The organism is Pseudomonas sp. SED1 (assembly GCF_034044025.1).
GTDB lineage: Bacteria > Pseudomonadota > Gammaproteobacteria > Pseudomonadales > Pseudomonadaceae > Aquipseudomonas.
The window spans coordinates 36,465-60,862 of record NZ_JAXCIS010000234.1; the positions used below are offsets into that span (position 1 = coordinate 36,465).

General features: G+C 58.3%; 16 protein-coding genes and 1 pseudogene. 16 read left to right on the top strand and 1 reads right to left on the bottom strand.

From position 1 onward, the window contains the following. The first annotated feature begins 147 nt into the window (after positions 1-147). The 15 genes and pseudogenes from SNL23_RS30240 to SNL23_RS30305 all read left to right on the top strand — a co-directional run bounded on the left by SNL23_RS30240 (position 148) and on the right by SNL23_RS30305 (position 22,985). Positions 148-1,644, top strand: coding sequence for a YdgA family protein (locus SNL23_RS30240; RefSeq protein ID WP_076015576.1), 1,497 nt, complete (start codon positions 148-150; stop codon positions 1,642-1,644). 181 nt (positions 1,645-1,825) lie between these two features. Further along, positions 1,826-4,279 (top strand): poly-beta-1,6 N-acetyl-D-glucosamine export porin PgaA, encoded by a 2,454-nt coding sequence (gene pgaA / locus SNL23_RS30245; protein ID WP_318304580.1) that lies wholly within the window; start codon positions 1,826-1,828, stop codon positions 4,277-4,279. A gap of 12 nt (positions 4,280-4,291) precedes the next feature. Continuing rightward, on the top strand, positions 4,292-6,289 hold the full coding sequence (pgaB, locus tag SNL23_RS30250; protein WP_076015574.1) for a poly-beta-1,6-N-acetyl-D-glucosamine N-deacetylase PgaB: 1,998 nt from the start codon (positions 4,292-4,294) through the stop codon (positions 6,287-6,289). Positions 6,290-6,292: 3 nt separating this feature from the next. Beyond that, entirely contained in the window at positions 6,293-7,639 is a 1,347-nt protein-coding gene (gene pgaC, locus SNL23_RS30255; protein ID WP_318304581.1) for a poly-beta-1,6-N-acetyl-D-glucosamine synthase, read from the top strand. Continuing rightward, the gene (gene pgaD / locus SNL23_RS30260) at positions 7,636-8,118 is read left to right on the top strand and encodes a poly-beta-1,6-N-acetyl-D-glucosamine biosynthesis protein PgaD (protein ID WP_076015572.1); all 483 of its coding nucleotides are present in this window, start codon (positions 7,636-7,638) and stop codon (positions 8,116-8,118) included. Before pgaC ends, pgaD begins: the two co-directional genes overlap by 4 nt. A gap of 321 nt (positions 8,119-8,439) precedes the next feature. Continuing rightward, positions 8,440-10,164 carry a ShlB/FhaC/HecB family hemolysin secretion/activation protein gene (locus tag SNL23_RS30265; protein ID WP_318304582.1) on the top strand — a complete coding sequence of 575 codons (1,725 nt, stop codon included), beginning with the start codon at positions 8,440-8,442 and terminating at the stop codon, positions 10,162-10,164. Between the two features lie 31 nt (positions 10,165-10,195). Then, positions 10,196-18,229, top strand: a complete 8,034-nt coding sequence (locus SNL23_RS30270; RefSeq protein WP_318304583.1) for a two-partner secretion domain-containing protein — start codon at positions 10,196-10,198, stop codon at positions 18,227-18,229. 4 nt (positions 18,230-18,233) lie between these two features. Next, on the top strand, positions 18,234-18,959 hold the full coding sequence (locus tag SNL23_RS30275; protein ID WP_318304584.1) for a hypothetical protein: 726 nt from the start codon (positions 18,234-18,236) through the stop codon (positions 18,957-18,959). Between the two features lie 255 nt (positions 18,960-19,214). Beyond that, positions 19,215-19,859 carry a hypothetical protein gene (locus SNL23_RS30280; RefSeq protein WP_076015568.1) on the top strand — a complete coding sequence of 215 codons (645 nt, stop codon included), beginning with the start codon at positions 19,215-19,217 and terminating at the stop codon, positions 19,857-19,859. A gap of 99 nt (positions 19,860-19,958) precedes the next feature. Then, on the top strand, positions 19,959-20,324 hold the full coding sequence (locus SNL23_RS30285) for a hypothetical protein (RefSeq protein WP_076015567.1): 366 nt from the start codon (positions 19,959-19,961) through the stop codon (positions 20,322-20,324). A gap of 118 nt (positions 20,325-20,442) precedes the next feature. Beyond that, a complete protein-coding gene (locus SNL23_RS30290) occupies positions 20,443-20,979 on the top strand; it encodes a hypothetical protein (protein WP_143503592.1) in 537 nt (178 codons plus the stop codon). A 175-nt stretch (positions 20,980-21,154) separates the two neighbouring features. Then, positions 21,155-21,622 carry an Imm6 family immunity protein gene (locus SNL23_RS30295; protein WP_318304585.1) on the top strand — a complete coding sequence of 156 codons (468 nt, stop codon included), beginning with the start codon at positions 21,155-21,157 and terminating at the stop codon, positions 21,620-21,622. A gap of 138 nt (positions 21,623-21,760) precedes the next feature. Next, a pseudogene (locus SNL23_RS31675) lies at positions 21,761-21,847 on the top strand (hypothetical protein); the annotation flags it as partial. Between the two features lie 50 nt (positions 21,848-21,897). Beyond that, positions 21,898-22,494 (top strand): hypothetical protein, encoded by a 597-nt coding sequence (locus SNL23_RS30300; RefSeq protein ID WP_318304586.1) that lies wholly within the window; start codon positions 21,898-21,900, stop codon positions 22,492-22,494. 101 nt (positions 22,495-22,595) lie between these two features. Then, the gene (locus tag SNL23_RS30305) at positions 22,596-22,985 is read left to right on the top strand and encodes an SCO4402 family protein (RefSeq protein WP_318304587.1); all 390 of its coding nucleotides are present in this window, start codon (positions 22,596-22,598) and stop codon (positions 22,983-22,985) included. 50 nt (positions 22,986-23,035) lie between these two features. Here SNL23_RS30305 and SNL23_RS30310 read toward each other — a convergent pair whose 3' ends face one another. Next, positions 23,036-23,293 (bottom strand): hypothetical protein, encoded by a 258-nt coding sequence (locus SNL23_RS30310; protein ID WP_318304588.1) that lies wholly within the window; start codon positions 23,291-23,293, stop codon positions 23,036-23,038. 378 nt (positions 23,294-23,671) lie between these two features. Between SNL23_RS30310 and SNL23_RS30315 the strand changes: the two genes are divergently transcribed. After that, positions 23,672-24,364: a hypothetical protein gene (locus SNL23_RS30315; protein WP_063033648.1), complete on the top strand. Its 693-nt coding sequence runs from the start codon at positions 23,672-23,674 to the stop codon at positions 24,362-24,364. The last annotated feature ends 34 nt before the right edge of the window (positions 24,365-24,398 follow it).

Below are 24,398 nucleotides of genomic sequence, written 5' to 3' on the forward strand. Positions count from 1 at the left end.
TCACCGCTGAAGTCTGCGCCTATTGAAAAATTGGGCTGCATACGCCAGCCAATGCTAATCTTCCCCGGATTTCGGCGGGCTTGAGCCGACACCCTTCGGGTGTTCAGGGAAGACAGCCCATTTCACAGGATTTGATCAGGTCACTACATGAATAAGCCAGCAGTCGTTCTCTTGGGTATCGTCGTCGCCATTGGTGCAATCAGTGCAGGCGGTGCCTGGTACACCGGCAAGCAACTGGAGCCGGTGCTGCAAACCGCCATCCAGGATGCCAACAAGGAACTGCAGACCTCCATGGCCGGCGTCGACGGCACCGTGACCCTCGAGCTCGTTTCCCTCGACCGCCAGCTGTTCAGCAGCACCGCGCACTATCGCCTCAAGGCCCAAGGCGCAGTGTTCGGCGAAAACCATCAGGACACCGAACTGCTGTTCGTCGACCATATCGAACACGGCCCGCTGCCGTTCTCGCGTCTGGTGTCGCTGAAGTGGTTGCCAGTCATGGCCACCAGTCACTACGAGCTTGAGAAAAACGCCACCACCGAAAAATGGTTCGCCGCCAGCAAAGACGTGTCGCCGCTCAAGGGCGTGGCCAACATCGGCTACAACCGCTCGGTTAACGGCAATGTTGAACTGCTGCCTCTGGAACTCAAGGACGACAAGTCGGCCGTGAGCTTCTCCGGTGCCAACCTGGACTTCGATTCGACTGCCGAAGGCAAGAAGGTCAAGGCCAGCGGCTACATGGACAGCCTCAAGGTCTCGGTTGTCGATGCCAACAACGCCAAGCTGGATGCCGAGCTGAGCGGCCTGACCATCGCCAGCAACCTGGAAAAAACCACCTTTGGTTTCTACACCGGGCAAAACACTGTCGAGCTGACCAACACCAAGGTCACCTTCGGCCCGCAGCAAGCGGTGCTGACCCTCAAGAACTTTGAGCAGAAAGACAGCAGCGAAACCAAGGACAACAATCTGGCCGGCCGTGTCGACTACAAGATTGACGAGATCGGTTACCAGGGCAAGCCAGTGGGCTCGGCGGCCATGGCGGTCAGCATGAAGAACGTCGACATCCCGTCGATGCTGGTGCTGACCAAGCTCTACCAGGAAAAAGTGCAACCGGCCCAAGCCGCTGCCGCTGCAGGCCAGCCAGTGCCTGAGTTGCAACTGACTGAAGCCGAGCAAACCCTGGCCCAGGCCAATGTCAATCAACTGCTGGCTGCCAAGCCGCAAGTGGCGGTAGAAAACCTGTCGCTGAAAACCACCAATGGCGAGAGCCGTTTCAACCTGGTGGTCGACCTGGCCAAGCCGTCGAGCATGGACCTGCCGCCGGTTGAACTGGGCAAGCAAATCGTTGCGCTGCTGGACGCCAACCTGACGCTGTCCAAGCCGATGGTTCAGGACGTTGCCGCCCTGCAAGCGCAGATCGGTGGTGTGACCGACCCGAAAGCCATCGAGCAGCAATCCCAGATGGCCAGCGAGATGATCAGCGGCATGGCCGTGGGTACTCAACTGGCGACCCTGGTGGGCACCGATGTCGTTTCCAAGCTGCACTACGCCAACAATGAAGTGACCTTCAACGGCCAGAAAATGACCGTCGAGCAATTCATTGGTTTTGTGCTGGGCAAGTTCGGCGCGGTCAGCGGCGCTCAATAAAACTCGGCTCAAAGTGATGTAGGCCAATTCTGAATAATTGTTCGGAATTGGCCTTTTTTGTACCCCTCTCAAGGATATTGCGCCCCAGGAAAGCTTGGCTGCGTCATCAGATGTCGGCCGCCTGGTGTGTCGTGCAGGTGAATTTATCACTACAGCTTTCCCTGGTGAGGAAGCTGACGACATGTCGCGTAATGTTCATCCCTTTATCCGTCTGGCCCTGTGTAGCCAGTTACTCTGGCCTGTCGTGGTGTCGGCGGATGCTGCCTATGATTCGCTGATCAACCAGGCCCGTAGCGGCAACTATGGCCCGGCCCTCAACCTGTTGCGCCAATTGCCCGCCGAGCGTCAGACGACGGGGCAGGTCAGCGATCACCTGTTGATTGCCAGCTGGGCACGCCAGGACGCCGAAGTGCTTTCGGTCTACGAGACCCAGGGCCGCAGTCGTACCCTTACTTCCCAAGCGTTGGCCACGGTCGCCCGTACTTATCGCAACCAGCAGCGTTGGGAGCCGGCAATTGCCGTGTATCGCCAGGCGCTGCAACGCGAGCCGAATAACCCGGACCTGCAATTGGGCCTCGCCCTGACCCAGGCCGACGCCGGCCAAACTGCTGAAGCCGTACAGCGCACCCGCGCTCTAGTGGCCGCCAAACCCGACGACGCCGACCGCCGCATGGCCTTGGGTTACGCCCTGACTCGCGCCGGTTCAACCTATGACGCGCTGTTCGAGTTCGACCAGGCCTTCATCCGCGCCGGCAACAAACCCGAAGTCGCCCGCGAATACATCGTCGCCCTGCAACGCGCGCGCCTGCCGGAACCAGCCCTGCGCCTGGCCGCCCGGCGCCCGGGCCTGTTGGACCCGGTCACCCAGCGCCGCCTCGAAGGCGACCTGGCCGCCGAGCGCGTGCGCCTGGCCGAGTTCGCCTCACGCAGTGAAAAAGAGCGCTATGTCATCGCCGACCGCGCCCTCAAGGATTACGACCAACTGCTCACCACCTGGACACCGGATGCCACTGCCCATGACGACGTGGTGCGCTGGCGCATCGACCGCCTGGGCGCGCTGAAGGCCCGGGCACGCACCGCCGAGGTGGTCCGCGAGTACGAAGTGCTGAAGGGCGAAGGTGTGCAACTGCCGACCTACGCGCTGCGTTGGGTTGCTGCCGCTTACCTCGACCAACGCCAGCCGGAAAAGGCCGCCCCGCTGTATCGCCAGGCGCTGGTGGCCAGCGATGCGGATGCGGGTGATCACGTCGAAGACAGCACCGCGCTGTTCTACGCCTTGCTCGAAAACGATCAGGTGGTGGAGGCCCGCGAAGTCGCCGATAACCTGGCGAGCACCCAGAAACCCCGGGTCGAACTCAAGGGCCTGCCCATCGGCAACCCCAACGACGCCTGGATGGACGCCCAACAATTGGCCGCCCAGGCCGGCACCTATGGCGCCGACCTTCCCGCCAGCGAAAAAGGCCTGGAAGCCCTGGTGCAGCAGGCGCCCGGCAATATCGGCCTGCGCCTGGCCCAAGCTGATATGTACCGCGCCCGCGACTGGCCACGGCGTGCCGAAAACACCCTCAAGGAAACCGAAGCCCAGGCCCCGCGCGACATCGGCCTGGAAGTCTCCCAAGGCCATACCGCCCTGGATCTGCAGGAGTGGCGCCAGCTCGATGCACTCACCGACGACGTGGTCGACCGCGCCCCGGACAACCGCCAGGTGCAGCGCCTCAGCCGCCTGCGGGATGTGCATGACATGGCCGAATTGCGCGTCGAGGCCTACACCGGCAAAAGCAACGGTGGCGGCGATAACGGTGCGGGCGCGGTGTCCGGCAGCCGCGATTTCGGCATCGAAACCTTGCTCTACAGCCCGCCCATCGATGAAGACTGGCGCGTGTTCGGCGGTGTCGGCTACGCCACTGCCGACTTTGAAGAAGGCAACGGCCAACACCGCTGGCAGCGCCTCGGTGTAGAGCGGCGCACCCGCGACATGACCCTCGAAGCCGAAGTGTCCAATCACTCCTACGGCTTTGGCTCCAAGCAAGGCGCGCGGGTCGCGATTGCGCGGGACATCAATGACCAATGGCAGTACGGCGGTAGCCTCGACTACCTCTCCGCCAGCACCCCGCTGCGGGCGCTGAACGCCGACATCACCGCCAACGGCGGCAGCGGTTTTATCCGCTGGCGCGCCAACGAAAGCCGCGAATGGAAACTGGCCCTCAGCCCGTCCCATTTCAGCGACGGCAACAACCGCCTCGAAGCACTGCTCACCGGACGCCAGGGCGTGTACAGCTCGCCGGGGGTGCAAGTCGATCTGGGCCTGGAAGTTGGCACCAGCCGCAACACCAAGGAAGACACGCCGTACTTCAACCCGCGCTCGGACTTCAGCGTGCTGCCCACGGCCACCGTCAACCACGTGCTCTACCACCGCTACGAAACCCAGTGGAGCCAGCAGTTCCAGGTGGGGGCGGGCACCTACAGCCAGCGCGATTACGGCACCGGCGGCGTTGCATTGGTGGGCTACGGCCAGCGGTTTCGCTGGAACGACGTGCTCGAAACCGGCGCCAACCTCAGCTGGATCAGCCGACCTTATGACGGTGAGCGCGAAAGCGATCTGCGCCTGATCGTCGACCTCACCTACCGCTTCTAGAAGAGTCCGATCATGCCTGTTTTGTCCCGTTGCCTGTTGGCCCTGGGGTTAATGCTGAGCAGCGCTTGCGCCCAGCAACCCGCGCCTTTCACTCCACCCGCCGAGCGGCTCAAGCCCGCCAACGAAGCGCCGTGGCCGAAGAACCACTTTCTCGGTATCGCCTACCACGACATCGAGGACCGCGACCCCGATCAGGCGGTGGTGGCGGTGCGTACCGAGCGTTTGATCGAACAGCTGGCGTGGTTACGGGAAAACGGCTACCAGCCGGTCACCGTTGACCAGATCCTCGCCGCCCGCAACGGCGGCCCGGAGCTGCCGGCGAAGGCGATCATGCTCAGCTTCGACGACGGCTACGCGAGCTTCTACACCCGTGTGATGCCGATCCTGCGCAGCTACAACTGGCACGCGTTGCTGGCGCCGGTGGGCTCATGGGTGGATACGCCGCTGAACCAGCCGGTGGATTTCGCCGGCACACCACGGCCGCGTTCGGACTTCCTGACCTGGCAGCAGGTGCGCGAAATCGCCCAATCCGGCCTGGTGGAAATCGCCGCGCACACCGACGCCAATCACAAAGGCGTGCTGGCCAACCCACAGGGCAACCTGCAACCGGCCGCCACCACCCGACGCTTTGACCCTGCGACCAATCGCTACGAAACCGAAGCCCAGTTCCAGGCACGGATGCGCACCGACGTGGCGGCCATCTCCAACAAGATCCGCGCCGTCACCGGCAAGGCACCGCGTGTGTGGGTGTGGCCATATGGCGCCGCCGACGGTACTTCACTGGCCGTCGTGGGCGAGCAGGGCTACCAGATGGCCCTGACCCTGGAAGACGGTCTCGACAGCCTCGGCAACCTGATGAGCAGCCCGCGTTTCCTGGTGGCCTCCGACCCGGACGGCGAGCACTACGCCAACGCCATCGTCGCGACCCAGGCAGAAGCGCCATTGCGGGTACTGCATGTGGACCTGGACAACGTCTACGATCCGGACCCGGAGCAGCAGGTGCGCAACCTCGACAAGCTGATCCAGCGCGTGGTCGACATGGGCGCCAGCACCGTATTCCTGCAAGCTTTCGCCGACCCCAAGGGCGATGGCCTGGTGCATTCGCTGTACTTCCCCAACCGCCATTTGCCGGTGCGCGCCGACCTGTTCAACCGCGTCACCTGGCAACTGCGCACTCGGGCTCACGTAAACGTATTTGCCTGGATGCCGGTGCTCAGCTTCGCCCTCGATTCGAAGCTGCCCCGTGTCACCCGTTGGGACCCGGAAACCGGCAAGGTCGCCATCGACCCGGACCAGTACCAGCGCCTGTCGCCGTTCGATCCGAAGGTGCGGCAGATCATCGGCGAAATCTACGAAGACCTGGCCCGCACCAGTGCCATCGACGGCGTGCTGTTCCACGACGACGCGGTGCTGTCGGACTTTGAAGACGCCAGCCCGCTGGCGCTCAAGGCCTACGCCGCCAACGGCCTGCCGGACACCATCGAAGCCCTGCGCGCCGACCCTGCGGTGATGCAGCGCTGGACCCGTTTCAAGAGCCGCTACCTGATCGACTTCACCCATGAGCTGACCGCCAAGGTCCGCACGCTGCGCGGCCCACAAGTACAGACCGCACGCAATATCTTCGCCGAGCCGATGCTCAATCCGGGCAGTGAAGCCTGGTTCGCGCAGAACCTCGACGACTTCCTCACCAGCTACGACTGGACTGCGCCGATGGCCATGCCATTGATGGAAGGCCAGGACCTCAAGGGCTCCAATGCCTGGCTGGAAAAACTCGTGGCCACCGTCAAGGCCCGCCCCGGCGCCTTGCAACGCACCGTCTTTGAGTTGCAAGCCAAGGACTGGCGCACCCAGGCTGCCCCGGATCTTTCCGGCGCACAAATGGCCGAGTGGATGGGCGTGCTCAAGCGTCAAGGCGTGACCAGTTTTGGCTACTACCCCGACAACTTCCTGGAGAATTCGCCGGATCTGAAAACCGTGCGTCCGGCCCTTTCCAACCAGTGGAATCCTTGACTCATGTTCGACAGAATCCTCGCGCTTATCGTTTTGTCGTTGGTATTGGGTGTGCCCCTTGGCCTGATCTTTCTGGTCACCGGGCAGTTCCTGATGGACTTCGTATTCTTCTATCCGCTGTTTATGTCCGGCCTGTGGATCGCCGGCGGCCTGTACTTCTGGCTGCACTGGGAGCGCCACTGGCCGTGGGCGGATGACACCCCGGCGCCGGTACTCGCCGGCGAGCCGCTTATCTCGATCCTGATCCCTTGCTACAACGAAGGCGACAACGCTGCCGAGACCATCGGCGCCGCGCTGGCCCAGCAATACCGCAACATTGAAGTGATCGCGATCAACGACGGCTCCAGCGACAACACCGCCGCGGTGCTCGATGCGCTGGCGCTGAAAGAGCCGCGCCTGCGGGTGCTGCACCTGGCGCAAAACCAGGGCAAGGCCGTGGCCCTGCGCATGGGCGCGGTAGCAGCACGCAGCGAATATTTGGTGTGCATCGACGGCGATGCGTTGCTCTCGTCGAACACCGCGGCGTACCTGGTGGCGCCGATGCTCGACAACCCGCGCCTTGGTGCCGTCACCGGCAACCCGCGCATTCGCACGCGCTCGACCTTGATCGGCCGGGTGCAGGTGGGCGAGTTCTCTTCGATCATCGGTTTGATCAAGCGCACCCAGCGGGTCTTCGGGCGGATCTTCACCGTCTCCGGCGTGGTGGTGGCGTTTCGGCGGGCGGCCCTGGACCGGGTCGACTACTGGAGCACCGACATGATCACCGAAGACATCGACGTGAGCTGGAAGCTGCAACTGGACCACTGGAGCATCTTCTACGAGCCCCGCGCACTGTGCTGGATCCTGATGCCGGAAACCCTCGGCGGCCTGTGGAAACAGCGTCTGCGCTGGGCCCAGGGCGGCGCCGAAGTGCTGTTCAAGAACATCCGGGGCATCTGGCAATGGCGCCATCGCTACCTGTGGCCGCTGCTGTTCGAGTACTGCCTGTCCACCGGCTGGGCCTTCACCTTTTTGCTCTCGGTGATCTTCTGGGCCGTGGGTAAAGTCGTGATGCTGCCCGCCGCCATCGCCGTCGACTCGCTGATGCCGCCGGCCTTTACCGGCCTGTTGCTGGCAGTGGTGTGCCTGGTGCAATTCGCGGTGAGCATCATGATCGACCGGCGCTATGAAAAGGGCCTGTGGAAAACCCTGTTCTGGACCGTCTGGTACCCGCTGGTGTTCTGGCTGGTCAGCCTGTTCACCACCCTGGTCAGCTTCCCCAAAGTGTTGTTTCGGCAACACCAGAAACGCGCGCGCTGGGTCAGCCCGGATCGCGGTATCAAAGCCCCCACCAAGGAACTGCAACCATGAACCTGATCCGAACCCAACAGCGCCCGGTGATGTGGGCGATCGACGTATTCCTGACCCTGCTGGCCTGGGCTGGCCTGATCCTCTTGCTGGTGCGCGGCATGGTGCCGATGCTCGACAGCCACGGCGGCCCGCGCATTGATGCACCGATTTTTGCGGCACTGGATACCTTGCAGATTTACCTGTGGATCGCTGTGTTCAACGCGGTGGTACTGATCGGTTGGGCGCGTTACCAGCAACAGCGCGGCAAGCGCTTTGCCCAGCGCCGCTCGGCGGCCAAGGCCTTGAGCGACCAGCGTTTGAGCCACAGCTTCAGCCTGGGGGAAGGTGACCTGGAGCAACTGCGCCGCCCGGGTGTGCTGGTGATTCATAACGACCATGAAGGTGGCGTGCAGGAAGTGACAGCGCATGTATCCCGCCATGTGGAGCGGCCAGGGTTGAAGCTGGTGCCGGGGCAGGAGCGGGCGAAAGAGGTCGGTTAACCTGAATGCCGAAAAGTGGGATCCAATTCACAAAGTAGCCGCGAACTTTTCCGGTTTTTTGGCTACTAACCAGTCGTGATACGGGATTGATGGCTAAGTAATGGCAATTGTAAGCCCCTTAGCCGAAGTTGTATCAATACTGTTACCGCTTGTCGGAATAAAAATTCCAATTGCAAGCGATTAAGCGTTGCATGATTTATTTATTGTTAATAATCAGCAACTTAAAGGCCTATTAAACATAACTTCCAACTAAGTCAGATTCTTGGCCGACCGGAAGTTCGATGTTAGTTTGCCGGCCCCCGCTTTCTCGACGGATCGAACATGTCTTTATTACTGCCACGGACTCGGCTGCTGCTGGGCGTTTGCCTGCTGACTTGCTTTGCACTCAATAGTGCGACGGCTGCGCCTACGCCTGGCGATCAGGACCTGATCCGTGATCGGCAAAACCGTCTGCTGGAAGAACAGCGCCGGCGCCTTGAAGACCTCAAGGAACTGCCCGGCAAAGAAGCCAAGCCCGAAGCGCCTGCCACCCCGGCCGACACCCGTTGCTTCCCGATCAAAGACATCGAACTCAAGGGCGCCGACAGCCTGCCTGCGGCCGACCGCGAGCGCCTGCTCAAGCCTTATATCGGCCAGTGCCTGGGCGTGTCCCAGCTCAATCAAGTGCTCAAGGCGATCACCGACTACTACATCGACAAAGGCATGGTCACCAGCCGTGCTTACTTGCCGCAGCAGGACCTATCCACCGGCCACCTCCAGGTGTTGGTGGTGGAAGGCAAACTCGAAGGCTTGAAGGGCGCCGACGGCAGCAACCTGTCCCCGCGTGAACTGGCCATGGCCTTTCCCGGCAAGGTTGGCGAGCAGCTCAACCTGCGGGAAATCGAGCAGTTGGTGGACCAGTTGAACCGCTTGCCGTCCAAGCAGGCACAAATGGAACTGACCCCCGGCAGCCAGGTGGGCGGCAGTGAAGTGCAGGTCAAGAACGTCCCGCAAAAACCCTGGCGTGCCAGCCTGTCACGCAATAACGACGGGCAGAAAAGCACCGGCGAACAGCAGTGGGGCGCGGGTCTTGAGTGGGACAGCCCGCTGGGCCTGGCCGACCAGTTGGTGTTGCGCGGCGGCCACGATGCCGTCAGCGACCACCAGAAAACCTCGAAAAACACCATGCTCTACTACAACGTGCCGTGGGGCTGGTGGAGCTTCAGCTACACCTACAGCGAGAGTGATTACCGCACCTTTGGCGTAACCAACGACTTTAAATTCAAACAGAACGGCGACAACGAAAACCACCAACTGCGCGCCGAGCGGGTGATCCATCGTGACGACGTGAGCAAGACGTCGGTAAACGTCGGCCTGTCGCACCTGCGCACCAACAACTACATCCTCGACGTGCGCACCGAGCCCAGCAGCAACCGCCTCAGCGAACTGCAACTGGGCATCAACCACGGCCGCCGCATCGGCAATGCCTTCGTCAACCTCGACCTGGGCATGCAAAACGGCATCGGCGCTTTCGATGCCCAGCGCAACGACCAACAGCGCGACCGCCTGGGCAACCTCACGCCAACTCCCGACTACCGCAAATACACCGCAACCGTCAGCTACCTGCAACCGTTCACGCTGTGGGGCGAGTCGTTCACGTTCACCAGCCTGGCTACCGGTCAGCGCAGTGAGGATGTGCTGTACAGCCCCCAGCGCATGAGCCTGGGTGGCTCGTCGTCGATCCGTGGGTTTAAGGACCAGCAACTGACCGGCGACAGCGGCGGCTATTGGCGCAATGACGTGCGCTGGGCCCGTCCGGTGACCTTGAGCTGGCTGCGCCCGGCCTTCGCCGAATACGGTGCCAGCGTCGGCTATGACCAGGGCGTTATCCGCAACGACCGCTACAACGACAACCTGCACGGCCGGGTCTCGAGCAACTCCCTGGAGCTGTTCGCCCGTGGCAAATACGTCAGCACCAGCGTGACCTTTGCCCATTCCCTGGAACGCCCGGCAGTGATGAGCGAGCGCGAAGCGCCGATCTACTTCCGCATGGATTTCTTCCTGTAATTCAACGCCCCGTTACATCGAGAATATGACAATGGATGTTCGCCACTTTGCCTTCCTGGCCCGCCAACCTTCTGCTGCGCTGAAGCCGCGAGACTCGTTCTTCGGCCTGCCCAAGCGCGGCCTGGTGCTGATCCTGGCCAACGCGCTGTTCTGGCAGCCGCTGCTGGCCCAGGCCGAAGGCATTGTGGTCAGTGCGCCGGGCACCACCGTCGGCCAGGCCGGCAATGGCGTACCGGTGGTGAACATCGCCACCCCCAATGGCAGTGGCTTGTCCCATAACCAATTCAAGGACTACAACGTCGGCCCCAACGGCGTGATCCTCAACAACGCCAACGGCCCCATGACGAACACCCAACTGGGTGGCTACATCGTCGGCAACCCCAACCTCAAGGGCGGCGCGGCCAGCGTCATCCTCAACGAAGTCAACGGCGGCAGCCCCAGCCAACTGCGCGGCTACACCGAAGTGGCGGGCCAGTCGGCCAAAGTCATCGTCGCCAACCCGTACGGCGTTACATGCAGCGGCTGCGGCTTCATCAACACCCCCAACGTGACCCTCACCACCGGCAAACCGGTACTCGACGCGAGCGGCCAGTTGCAGCGCTACCAGGTCGATGGCGGCGCCGTGACCATCGACGGCCAAGGCTTGAATGCCAGCAACGTCGACCGCTTCGAGATCATCACCCGCTCGGCCAAGATCAATGCGCAGATCAACGCACGGGAATTGACCGTGATCGCCGGGCGTAACGACGTCGATGCCAAAAGCCTGAAAGCCACCGCGCGCGCCGATGACGGCAGCGCCAAGCCAGAGCTGGCCATCGACTCCTCGGCATTGGGCGGCATGTACGCCGGCGCGATCAAACTGGTGGGCACCGAGGCCGGCGTGGGCGTGAAGCTCGACGGTACGCTGGCCGCCAGTGGTGGGGATATCCAGTTGGATGCCAATGGGCGCCTGAGCATGGCGCAGACGGCGGCCACCGGTAATATCAAGGTCACCGCGCAGAACGTGAACCTGACCGACAAGGTCTACGCCACCGGCAATGTGCAGGTGAGCAGTGCCGAAGAACTGGTCAACCAAAAGAGCCTGGCCGCGGGTCAGCGCATCGAACTCAACGCGATCAAGGTCACCAACCCGGGCATCATCGAAGCGGGCGTGCAGGCTGATAACAGCCGCAATGCCACCGGCGACCTGGTGGTGAACGCGCAGACCGTGAACACCAGCGGTGACCTGCTGGCCAGCCGCGCGTTGGCGATCACCGCCGCGCAGGCGCTGACCAACCAGGGCAGCATCATCCAGGGCAAAACCGTCAGCGTCAGCACCGCCAAGCTCACCAACCAAGGCGCCACCGCCCGTGTGTACGGCGAGCAAAGCCTGGCGATCAGCGCACCGGCGATCGTCAACCTCGGCGGGTTGATTCGCTTCGGTGAAGGCCAGGCCGCTACCCTCGACAGCGCCTCTTTGGACAACCGCCAAGGCCGCATCGAAATGTCCGGCGGCAGCCTGGTGCTGACCAGCGCCGCACTCAACAACAGCGGCGGGCAAGTGATCGCCAACGCCCTGACCGTCAACGCCGGCAGCCTGAATAACCAGAACGGCAAGCTGATTGCCGGCGCCCTCACGGTGAACGCCAGCGACCTCGACAACAGCCTCAAGGGCCTGATCCAGGCCGACAACGGCGCACTGAACCTCACCGTTGCCAATGGGTTCAACAACAGCCAGGGTTTTGCCCAGGCCAGCACCGACCTGAACCTCAACGCCGGCAACCTCAGCAGCAACGCCAACGGCGTACTGAGCGCCAACACCGGCAAGTTGACCCTCGTCACCGCGCAACAGCTCAATAACGCCCAAGGCCGCTTGCAGGCCGGGCAGGGCGATGTCGAGTTGCACGCGGCGAACCTGGATAACCAGAGCGGCGTAATCGTCGGCAAACAACTGCTGCTCGACGTGACCGGCGGTGACATCGACAACCGCGCCGGGCGCGTGGTGGGCGACCAACTCGACGTGCGCGCCTCCGGCCTCGACAACCGCAACGCCGGCCTGCTGGCCGGTGGCGCGCCGGGCGTGAGCCTGCTGCTCAAAGGCCCGGGCCAATTGCTCAATGCCCAAGGCCGTATTCAAAGTGAAGGCCTGTTGCAGGTACAAGGCGAGCGGCTGGACAACAGCGCCGGCATCCTGATCGGCACCTCGGTTGACGTCACCGCGCAGACCCTCAACAACAGCAACAAAGGCTCGCTGGTCAGCAATGGCGGCGACGTGACCCTCAACGTCAGCGACCTGCTGACCAACGCTGGCGGTGTCATCGACGCTGGCGAGCGAGCCGTGCTGGTCAAGGCGCTCACCACCCTCGACAACAGCGGGGGCACCCTGCGCGGCAAGCGCCTCGACATCGCCGCGCAGCACCTGAACAACGATGGCGGCCAGCTGCTGGCCGGTAACCAGGGCCTGAGCTACAGCGGCCAGGACGCGACCAACCGCAAAGGCCTGATGCTCAGCGGCGGCGCATCTACCCAACTGGATACCGGCAGCCTGGATAACACCGGCGGCACCGTGCAAGGCGACACCCTGACCGTCAACGCCGACAGCGTAAACAACGCCAGCAACGGCACGTTGGCCAGCCTGGTGGGCAACCTGCAACTGACCGTCGAAGCCCTGGCCAACCAAGGTGGCAAGCTGTTCGGTAAAGAACAGGTGACGATCACTGGCAACACCCTCAACAACAGCGCGGGCGGCCAGATCAGCGGCAACCAACTCAACCTGACTTCACGCGACACGCTCACCAACCAAGGCGGCCTGATTGAAGCCAACCAGGGCCTGACCCTCAACGGTGGCAACCTCGACAACAGCGCACGCGGTCAACTGCGCGCGCTGGCCGGTGCCAGCAGCAGCCTCAACCTCAGCGGCACCCTGAACAACCAGGACGGCACCCTCGAGTTCGGCAGCGCAGCCTTCAGCCTCGATGCCACGCACCTGAACAACCAGGGTGGCCAGTTGCAGCACGCGGGCAACGGCCTGTTCCGCATCAACACTGCCAGCCTCACCGGCAGCCAGGGCAACATCAATGGCATGGGCACCGCTGACTGGGCATTCGGCAGCATCGACGGCCTGGGCCGTCTGCAACTGAACGAAGTGCTCACGTACAAAAGCAGCCAGGGTCTGACCCTCAAGGCCGGCGACCGCATGGCCAGCAGCAAGGGCCTGATCCTCAATGTGGCCAGCCTGGACAACGGCGGCGAGCTGCTCAGCGACGGTGACATCAGCATCACCACCGGCGATATAACCAACAGTGGCCGCGTATCGGCCCTGCAAACCCTCACCGTCGCCGCGAACACTCTCAACCAGAACGGCGGCCGCCTGGCGGCAACCAATGCGCGCCTGACGCTCAGCGGCACCCTGGCCAACCTCGGTTTCCTCACCGCCCGCCAGCAACTGGATATCGCCGCCGCGCAAATCGACAACCGTGGCACCCTCGGTGCCCAGGGCGCGGTGAACCTCACTGCGGTCAACGGCATCACCAATGCGGCCGACACGCTGTTGTTCAGCGGCGGCGACCTTACCCTGCGCGGTAACAGCTTCAGCAACCTCTACGGTGATGTCTACACTAAGGGCAACCTGACCTTTGCCGCCGTCAATGGCGCACGCGCGGCAGGTTTCAGCAACCTTTCCGGTACTGTGGAAAGCGAAGGCAATATCGGCATCAACGCCGCCTTCGTGGAAAACGCCAAGGCTGAATTCGAGTTGGGCCAGACCGTCACCACCGGCAGCCTCAATTGGCAGTGCGGCCAGCACTGCGGCGGGCACGACTCGTTCAAGCGCGGTCAAATCACCATTAACCAGACCTTCCTTGAATCCGCGATCAAGGACTCGGCCTCTGCGCGCTTGGTGGCGGGCAAAGACCTGCTGATCCAGGGCGACAACGTCCAGAACCGCTACAGCCTGCTGGCGGCCAATGGCAACCTGAGCATCACCGCCAACGACCTGCTCAATCAGGGCGCGGGCACCCGCACCGGCCAAAACACCATCGTCGTGGGTACACCCAAAAGGATCGACATCGATTATTGGGACCAGATGGAGTTTCGTGACGTCCCAGCGTTCAATGCCGCCGTCGCCGCCGGCAACTTCGACCTGGCGCGGTTTGAAGCACTCAAGGCGCGGTCTTCCGATGACCGTTTTGCCGAGGTCAGTAATGTCACCACCTGGACCGACAACGGCGGCCCTGGCTACGCGGCCACGCTACAAGCCGGCGGTACGGTCAACCTCAACGTTGCTCGCACCCTGCAAAACGGCACCCTGCACGAAAACACCCTGGCGCAACTCACTGGCACCCTCGGCGAAGACCAGACCGGCATTCCCGTCGGCGGCATCAACATCAACCTGAGCCAACACGCCAACGACCCGAGCGCCCAGGCGCCCGGCAGCGTATTGCCTGTAGTGGGCGTGGCCCCCGGCGGTGGCTTCGTGCCCGTGGACTACACCGGCACGCCGTTCGCCCCGGTCGACCCCACCACCTCGCCGTACTTCCAGTTGCCCAAGGGTGAATACGGCCTGTTCGTCAAAAGCGCCGACCCCACCAGCCACTACCTGATCGAAACCAACCCCGAGTTCACCACGGCATCGGGCTTCTTCAGCTCCGACTACATGCTCGGCAAACTCGGCTTCAACAGTGACAACGCCTGGCGCCGCCTCGGCGATGGCCAATACGAGACACGCCTGATTCGCGACGCGGTACTCGCACAAACCGGCCAACGCTTCCTCGCCGGCGGCCTGCTCAGCGACGCCGACCAGTTCCGCTACCTGATGGACAACGCCCTCGCCAGCAAAGACGCCCTGCGCCTGAGCGTCGGCGTGTCCCTCACCGGCCAGCAAGTCGGCGCCCTGACCCACGACATCGTGTGGATGGAAAACCGCGTGGTCGACGGCCAGACCGTCCTCGTGCCGGTGCTCTACCTGGCCCAGGCCGAATCGCGCAACGTGCGCGGCAACAGCCTGATCCAGGGCCGCGACCTCAACCTCGTCACCGGTGGCGACCTAGTTAACGTCGGCACCCTGCGCGCCAGCAACAACCTCAGCGCCGCGAGTGGCGGCAGCCTCTACAACGGCGGCCTGATCGAAGCCGGCAACAACCTGAGCCTGCTGGCCCAAGACAGCATCCGCAACGCCATGGGCGGCGAAATTCGAGGCAATCAAGTCAGCCTTACCGCCCTCAAAGGCGACATCACCAACGACAACACCGCGATCCAGGTACGTGACGGCGCCGGCATGCGCACCCTCACCGATGCTGGCGCGAGCACCATTACCGCGCGTGGCAACCTCGCCATCGACGCCGGCCGTGACCTCACCAACCGTGGCGCACTCACCGCAGGCAACGACGCCACCCTGACCGCCGGCCGCGACCTCAACCTCATCGCCGCCAGCGATACGCGCGTGAAACACGAGTTCAGCGACGGCGGGCACAAATCCACCATCACCACCGACGTCAAAAACCTCGCCGCCAGCGTCACGGCGGGCGGCAACGTCAACATGCAGGCTGGGCAAGACGTCAACATTATTGGCAGCACCGCTACTGCCGGTAAGGACCTGAATATTCAGGCTGGGCGCGATTTCAACGTGACCTCTGTCAGCGATGTGCACAACGTCGAGGGCAAAGAAAAAGACGGTAAAAAACGCATCAAGACGGCCGATGAGCAAACCACGCAGCTGGCCAGTGTGCTGACGGCGGGCGCGGACTTTAAGAGCCAGGCCGGGCGCGACACCACACTGGTGGCGAGCAAGATCAGTGCGGGCAATGAGGCGTATCTGTACAGCGGGGATAAGTTGAACCTGCTGGCGGCTGAGAACAGTACGCATACGTTGTATGACATGAAAAAGGTCAGCGGTTGGGGCAACAAAAAGACCCAGCGTGACGAAGTGACTCGCGTGACCAACGTCGGTACTGAAATCAAAACCGGTGGTGACCTCGTGCTTAAGAGCGGTGGTGATCAGACTTACCAGCTCGCCAAGCTTCAGAGTGGGAAAGACATCACCCTGGACAGTGGTGGTGCCATCACCTTTGAGGCGGTAAAGGACCTGCATCAGGAAAGCCACGAGAAGACTAACAACAATGCGTTTTGGGTCTCTTCCAAAGGCAAGGGCAATACTGATGAAACCCTGCGTCAGAGCCAGTTGATTGCCGAAGGCAACGTGGCAATCAAAGCCGTCGATGGTTTGAAAATCGACATCAACCAGGTTAACCAGCAAACCGTCAGCCAGTCCATTGATGCGATGGTCAAGGCGGATCCGCAGTTGGCGTGGATCAAGGAAGCGGAAAAGCGCGGTGATGTGGATTGGCGTCAGGTCAAGGAAATCCACGACAGCTTCAAGTACAGCAACTCGGGGTTGGGGCCGGCTTCGCAGATCATTATTGCGATTGTGATGGCAGCAGTGGTTGGGCCTATGGCCGCCGCCGCTGCAGGCGGAAGTACGGTGGGCGCCGTCGCAGGCGCGGTTGCGGCGGGAGCCTCAACGAACGCGACCGTCAGTGTGATTAATAATCGAGGCAACCTTGGCGCGGTGCTTAAAGATGTGACTTCTTCGGATGCTATGAAGGGGTACGTCATTGCGGGTGCTACGGCAGGTCTGACGGCAGAGTTTTTCGGTGATTGGACTGGAACCGAAACAAACACGGCGACTGGGAAAATTACAACGCCGGGCATCCTGAATAGCTGGAGCGGTGTTGGTCAATTCGCAGCCAACCAAACGCTGCAGAGCGGCACGTCCATGCTGTTGAGCAAGGCGCTCGGACAAGGTGGCAGTGCCAGCGATGCGCTGAAAAACGCGTTGTTCAATACCTTGGCGGCTGCCAGTTTCAATTTGTTGGGTAATTACACCAAGAATGTGTTCGCAGACGGTTCCGCACCGAAAGTTGCGATTCACGCCATGGTCGGTGGGTTGCTGGCAGAGGCCACTGGAGGAGACTTCAAGACCGGCGCCTTGGCAGCAGGGGCGAGCGAGGCATTGGTCACCCATCTGGACGGCTTGGTTAAAGGCGACGATAACTTGCTTACGATGAGTTCGCAGATCGTCGGCGTGCTGGCGGCAGCAGCACAAGGCGACGTGGACGCGGCTGCGCTGGAAAAAGGTAGTTGGGTGGCGCAAAACGCAACGCAATATAACTATCTGAACCACAATCAGCTTGAGAGAGCAGCCAAGAAGATAGCGGCGTGCACGGACACTTCCTGCATTGAAGACACCACACGTAAATTCAAAGAGTTGAGTCTTCAACAAGATATTGACGCGATCGCCGGCTGTAAGGCTGATCCTTCTACGTGTGCAGCGCGGTCTAAAGAAGTCGCCAATACCATGGCGGATCTCAACCCAATCAAAGACATCGTGGAGTACGGCTCGCCGAAGGCTCGAGAAGCAGTACAAAACCTCATTAATTCGAACTTTGAATTCCAGGAGATGTTAGCGACAGCGACGACTGAGCACACGGTCGGGGCGATGGTCGATACGCTTAAAGCAAAATGGAATTTGAGCGACGCGCAGGCGCAGGAAATTACGAACGATCTCAAAATCGCGCTTGCAGTTGGGTTAGGTACAGCGGCGGGAGCCTTGGCTTACAAGCGCGCCGTTGCGGCCAGTAAGAGAGAGACCCCGCCACCTTCAAGGCCGGATCTAATGCCGCCGGAAAACGGCAAAAATGTTTGGGATCTTGAACCTCGGGCGAGAGGTAGGCAGATTGAGACAACGCTTACTGATACGGACTATAAGGACTGGGCCCGGACGGACAACCTCATCAATCCCAAGACCGGGCAACCCTTTAAATCCAATAACTTCCCAGTTATTGACTTCCAACTCGACACTAATGTGGTGAGTTTGAAAACGATTGATACCCGAGGTAAAGGGTGGTCTTATGACATGAGAACCCATATGGACACCTTGCAAAGTTCAAAAATTACCGTGGATGGCGTACCGGCAACGAAAATTTTGGACATCCGAGTTCAACCGGGCGGAATGGCTGACGCGAGCAAGCTTATAGAGTATGGAAAGCAACGTAATATTACTGTGATTATTAAAGAGTTCGGTGGCTAATCATATGGCTGAAATTGAAATTGTCTTTAGCGAGAGGCTACATGATGGCGCTTCAGTTGTATGGGGGCGGCTAATACAACAGCTCAAAAACTTTAATGAGGATGCCGTCATTGATGGCTTTACCGGCAAGGAAATAGGGTTGGCGGACGTTTCGAATTACTTGAAGAAAAACAAGTGTCAGAGTTTTTTTATTGAGCTGGCAAACGGTTCTGTCGAGTTTTCGTATGTGGCAGATAAAGCGTTTTATCGGCTTGATATAAAACACTTGGCGAATTCGATTGAAGTGGCACAGCCTTTGATTGAAGCGTTAATCGATGAGCCCGGCTTTGTTCAGGCTCGAATTTACGACGGCGAGTATGATCGATGGCAAAATGCCGAGAGTCTTACGCTCTTTGAAGTTGAGCGCGTTGAGCACGCTCATCTGCCTAAGAAAAGTAATGGGCTGCCTTTTCCGCTGACCCAAGAGATCGTAGATATATCAAAAAATCCTGGGCGTTGGATTTTAAGAAACGGCTACATTGAGGCGGTTGGCGCTTTCATGTGGGTAAGCAAATCCTTGCTTCAGTTAGTGGGTGTCGACGAAAAGAAGTTAATGGATATCGACTGCTTTGCAGTAGAAGATTTGGGCGGCGTTTTGAAGATTGCTGCCTATAACCAGTGCTTCACTGCAGCCGTAGGGGCTCAGGCAGAGAGGCAGGACTTGCTGAGAAAAGTTTTGTTTAACGCGTGAATTAGAGCGAGAGTCGGGCGCGGGAAATAGGGTTCAGGCCACGGTTTTCTAATTAAAGTATTAATGGTGGTCTGACCCCTATTTCTCGGTCGATGATATAACAGGATTGCCGAAAAGAGACTATCGTAAAGGGGACGGATTTATTTAAATATATAGAACTCCAGATGAGTTGATTAAATAAATCCGTCCCCTTTGAGTCGGCTTGTCCATTTAGTAGCGGTAAAAAATCATGGCAGCAGAAAAGGAACTTCAACAATGAAATATTGGAGCGTATACCGGAAAGCTCTTTACCTCTTCACCCTGTTCAATCTAACTCTATTAACAGGCTGCGCAGGAATTCCCTACGAAAGGCTCGAGGACCAGATTTCCATCCAAAAGGATCTTTCCGTAAGGCCTGACGAGATTGTCACGATGAGTCAGGTGACTTGGTGCACCTATCCTTATGGTGACATGATCCCGTGTCACCCACAGGATGCACTTGCGGTACAGACACGTACAAAGCTGATACTTGCCAGTTATAGCGGTCAGCACTACAAACCCGACTTAACAGTAACGGTCAGTGACGTCATGTGCGCCCACCTCTACGAGTCCAGAGAGACATCGCCGAATTTCTATTTATTCACCAAAGAGTATGGGCTGCAGATTTGGACATTCGATGTGCACAATAAACCGGACATGAAGAAGAAAAAACTCATGCTCGACGTCATGGTGCAGCCAGGCAAAAAAGCTTATGTCGGGCCAGAGGGTAATTTTGTAGAAGCCTCCGGGCGGACCAGTGAGGCAACTTATGTTACGAAGTCTCCTGCTATTGTCTATACAACAAATACAGAGATAATGCAGATGATCAATCCATGTGGTCGGGAGCTAAAAAAAGAAAAAGGGGCGGATTTATCTAATTGAAATGCGTTGTCCTATAAGACGAGAAATATAGAGCAGGCAATGTTTTTCTAATTAAAGTATTAACAGTGCTATGACCCCTGTTTCTCCAGTAGATAAATAATGCCCTACGAAAAAATTACGTATGACGAAATTCAGCAGGTAGTGCAGCGGCTTTACAATAAGGCGTTGGGAGAGCTGAATTTAAAGCCTGAGCAGGCATTCGCCTACGTACAAGATGAGTCTGAGCTTCTCCATAATGATGACCCTGTCACTAATGTTGTTTTGCAAACAGCTATATATAAGTGGGGTGCAGTTCATGGAGTTAAACTTTCGAAGGAGAGTGTATATGCTCAGGATATGTTGGAAGTTCTATCTGATGCATGTAGAAAGTTTGATTTATTGAGTGAGGCCGAGAAGGGTGGGTTGGGTGTTAAATTCGAGCTGGTTGCTGCAGAAATCTCAGCTGTTAAAGAGCTTTATCTATAAGGTTAGGAAAATCGGGATCACTCCACGATTATTGAGAAGGCAGATATTGGTGGTCTGTCCCTATTCACCCCTTAATCAATTACCCATAACAGCTTGATATGTGAGCTTGGGAGTTATCTTGAAGAATCTTTTGCTAGCCTTCTTTTCTGCTTTGTTCCTGAGTGGCTGCGGCTCCACTAGCTATGAGAAGCCTATTCCCTACGATCAGGCAACCACCGCACGCATCCGCCTTTTTGGGAATAACGGTTTGCCGGTTGCCATCAATCCCGGACAAGACTGCGCTTCGAGTAAAGAGCCTCTTTATGCCTACGGTTATACCGTTGCGGATAAGGTCAATTCCACCCTGGGGCAACACACCAAACGAAGTGTCGGAATGCCTGCTTCCTGGAGAAGTGATCACCTGAGCTACGGCGAGTCTTACGCGGAGTTTGTTATACCCGCGGGTTTACCGTCTGTAGTCGTGATGAAAATGCTTTCCGGCGAGGCGTTTTGTGTGCCAGATCCCCGCGTGTTTGTTCCTGAGGCGGGTAAAGACTATGAGGCATACCTTCAGAGGCAGGGCGGGCAATGCGGTGGGGTAATTCGGTTGCTCTCCGGCGTAGAGGCGCCTGGCGCTGTCGCAGAGGTGCCGTCGAGTAGATGCGCAAAAAAATAGGTGTGTTCATCGGTTTGAGTCGGCAGCTATTCACGCTTGGCGTGCAGCGCAATAGCCGGGGTACAGAGAGGCGGACCACAGGTGAAGGAAAACGGGGTCAGATCACGATTTTTCTGGGGGGAGAAGAATAGTGGTCTGTCCCCTACTTTCCTAGTTAAAGATGGGAGAATAGTTAATGGACAATAAAGAAGCCCTTAAAGTCATTAATAGTATGATGTGGATTAAGAAAGCCTCAATTTTCCTTCTGTTGCTTGATTATGCTCTACGTAATTTTGATGCGGCGAGTGATACGCAAGAAAAATGTCAGGAGGCAGTTGATAGATGTTGGCGATGGTTGTCTGATCGAGGGCTCAGTGCCGATGACTTAGCATATTACCTAGACTCCGATGAGATGCAGAGCGGACCGTTGGCAGAAGGAAATTTTGCAACTGAAAGCGTAGAACAAAATAGTTTAATTTTAATATTGTTGGTGGTCGGTTTTTTTGCGAATAAGGCCTATAAAATTGCAGGGCTACAAGAGCAAATGTCTGAGCCGATATGTGAGGCGGACGAGAGCTCTGCTGTATATATTGTTGATTATATTGAGCGGATAGGCTTGTCTGATAAGTTGAGTGCTTATCTATTTGCCAACGCTGATCGTTGAAGTGATTTTGAATTTAAGAAGGACACGGGGCCAGATCACGATTTTATTAACGGATTGTTTTTATTTTGGTCTGATCCCAGTTTGTCTATTTAGCTGCGGTAGGAACATCTCGGCTGTAGAAAAAGACGTAAAGGGGGCGAACTCGATTTGGATGATGCTATTAACAAAATAGCTGTTCTTGGTCATAAAGGACCTCATCCTCAAGACTATCATGCCTATATATGATCAGCTTCGTAGTAAAAGCGGCAGCTTTAATCTTGGCCGAGGAGTAAATAATGACTATTGATGAGCATTGGATTCCGGGGTTTGGAGGTGTCGTTACTTGGTTTGCCATGGATAAAGCGGGCGCTATTGCCATCATGGTGAATAACTGTTTTGGGCCGTTACCAACAGTTTTGTTGGAAGTGGCGGATGTGGAGCAGAAGCTTGATAGCTTAAGTGAGTATTTGTGGGAAGAGTCTGAAAGCTACAAAGAATATCCTGAAGCCAAAAACGGTAAAGCTATTCTTGATCTATATTCTGCTTATGCATATCGGCACCTAGTGTCTAAGGCGGAAGTGAAAGCATGGATAGCGCATCGATCATCACCTCAAATCAGATTAACCGAATATAATCTTCCAGCGATTAAAGGTGTCTATCTATACCATGCTATAGAAGGTAGCGTGCCTGGAGAGGACTACCCTTCAGGTTATGATGGAGAATCCGAAATGGGAGACTATTTTCGGTATTTGGTTCCTAGTGTCAAGGCTAATATAGAAGATATTCCTTTTGAGCTTAGGGGTATAATTGTTGTTTCTGAAACGCTGAAGTTTTCAGACGTGCGCTTTTGGTCTGGAACTTCTGTTGATGAGCATTTCTCCCGTATGTATTAATGAGTAAGGATGCAAGAGCCGTAGGTGGCGCGGTTTTATCCAAATATTTTAACGTGGGTCGATTAAATCAATCCGTCCCCTTTGACCAGTGAGTATAAAAAATGGAGAACTTGGAACGCTCCGAATTAAAGTTTCCGAGTATGAGAGAGGAGCTGGTTTCCTATCTGGCAGGCTTGTCGGACTCAGATTACCAGTACCGTGCCTGGGTAGAGCGTTCATCGCCGGATTTAGCTTATGATGAACTTGATTACACAATACATTTTTTATATGACGATACAGGGCTCGCTGAAAATGCATACACTTGGATAGGGCTAGTTTTGAAAAATGATCAGGAAGCTAGAGCCATCGAGGACGTGGTTCAAGCTATTGACGCGCTTTTTGATAAGTATGGTACTGATCTTTCTGATAAAGAGTATTTGGAAAAAGAAGAGTGGGCACGCATAGTGTGCGTTTCTAAAGATGCTTTAAAAGTTTTGCTTCATGGTAAGTGAGGTTGTTTAACCGAGTTAAAGGGGCGGCACCCAGGCCGCCCGGCTTTTACTCAGGATGGATCGGCATTGAGCCTGCGACCGATGACATCCAGCAAATCACACCCATCGCGCAGCGGAATAGCCAGCAATTGGGCGAAGTCTTGAAGCACCACAGCATCGCTGCTGAGCTGTTCACGGAAGGCAAGGTTTTCCAGCAGTTGGGTGACGGCGCGAATCCGGTACACGGCGGCGTCGTGGAGGACATCGAGGGGCGCATGGGTGTCGATAATCAGGGCGGGGACGGTGCAGTCGTGGCCCGTGAGGGGCATGTATCGATTCATTGTCAGTACTCTGTTGGTGGATTAAGCCACCACTCATTCGTCGCCAAACGAATGGGTGGCAGCTGTACGCAGGTTGGCGAACCGGCAACAGAGTAAACCGGCAGACCCGAAGGTCTCCCACGCACAGCCGCCATATCATGCACAGCTTTGCGGGTGCAAAAACACCTGCATAGAAGCGGGATGCTTTTGCGCTCTGTTGTCAGGTCGCCAAACCTGAATCGCCATGTGGGCGACGGCCCGGACTATAAGCCCGCACCCAAACCCACGCAAGGCAGCAAAGTACTGGCCCAATCACAAGGCCTCATGTCTTCACCCCCATTGCCGACACACTGGCGTTGAACCCACCACCAACATTAAAGGACTGATGTGAAAAACCTTCTCCTGATTCTCCTCTCCACCCTCATCCTCGGCGGCTGCGTCAGCCAGCCCCTCACGCCCGAGCATCGTGCGCAGGTCAAGACGGTCAAAGTGCTGCCCGTAAAGTGGGAAAAGAACATGGTCTATATGGGCCGTGAACAAGCCTGGGGTGCAGCCCTGGGCGCCGGGCTTGGCGCGGGCGTCGGCATGGCCAGCGGCGCGTCCAAGCTGGGCACGGCGGCCTTGAGCGGCGCGGGGTTTGCCGCCGGCATGAAGGCGGGGCAACTGGCCGAGATGTCGACGCCGGCGGCGATCCTCACGGTGATGGACGCCGAAAATATCGACTTGGGCGTGTTGCTCAAGCAGGCCTTTATCGATGCCTTGGGTAAGACGTCATCGCTCAAAGTGGTGGGTGACGACGAGCCGGCCGACGCGCAGATTCAACTGACGGTGGGCGAGTGGGGTTTTCGCCTGACCCAGGGTTTCAGCAGCGTGGTCTACCCAACGCTCACCGTGGTGGCGCGCATGGACCGTGGCGACGAGATGCTCTGGCGCACGGTGGAGACGGTCACGCCGTTCAATGGTCAGAATGTCTACGGCTACACACCGCTCACTTATCGCACTGATCCTGAGGCGTTGCGCCGCGCGTTGACGGGTATTACGCAGATCTCCGGTGGATATCTGGTGAAAGAGCTCAAGTAACTCCGCGAGCAGATCAGGAAATACCAGGAGAGTG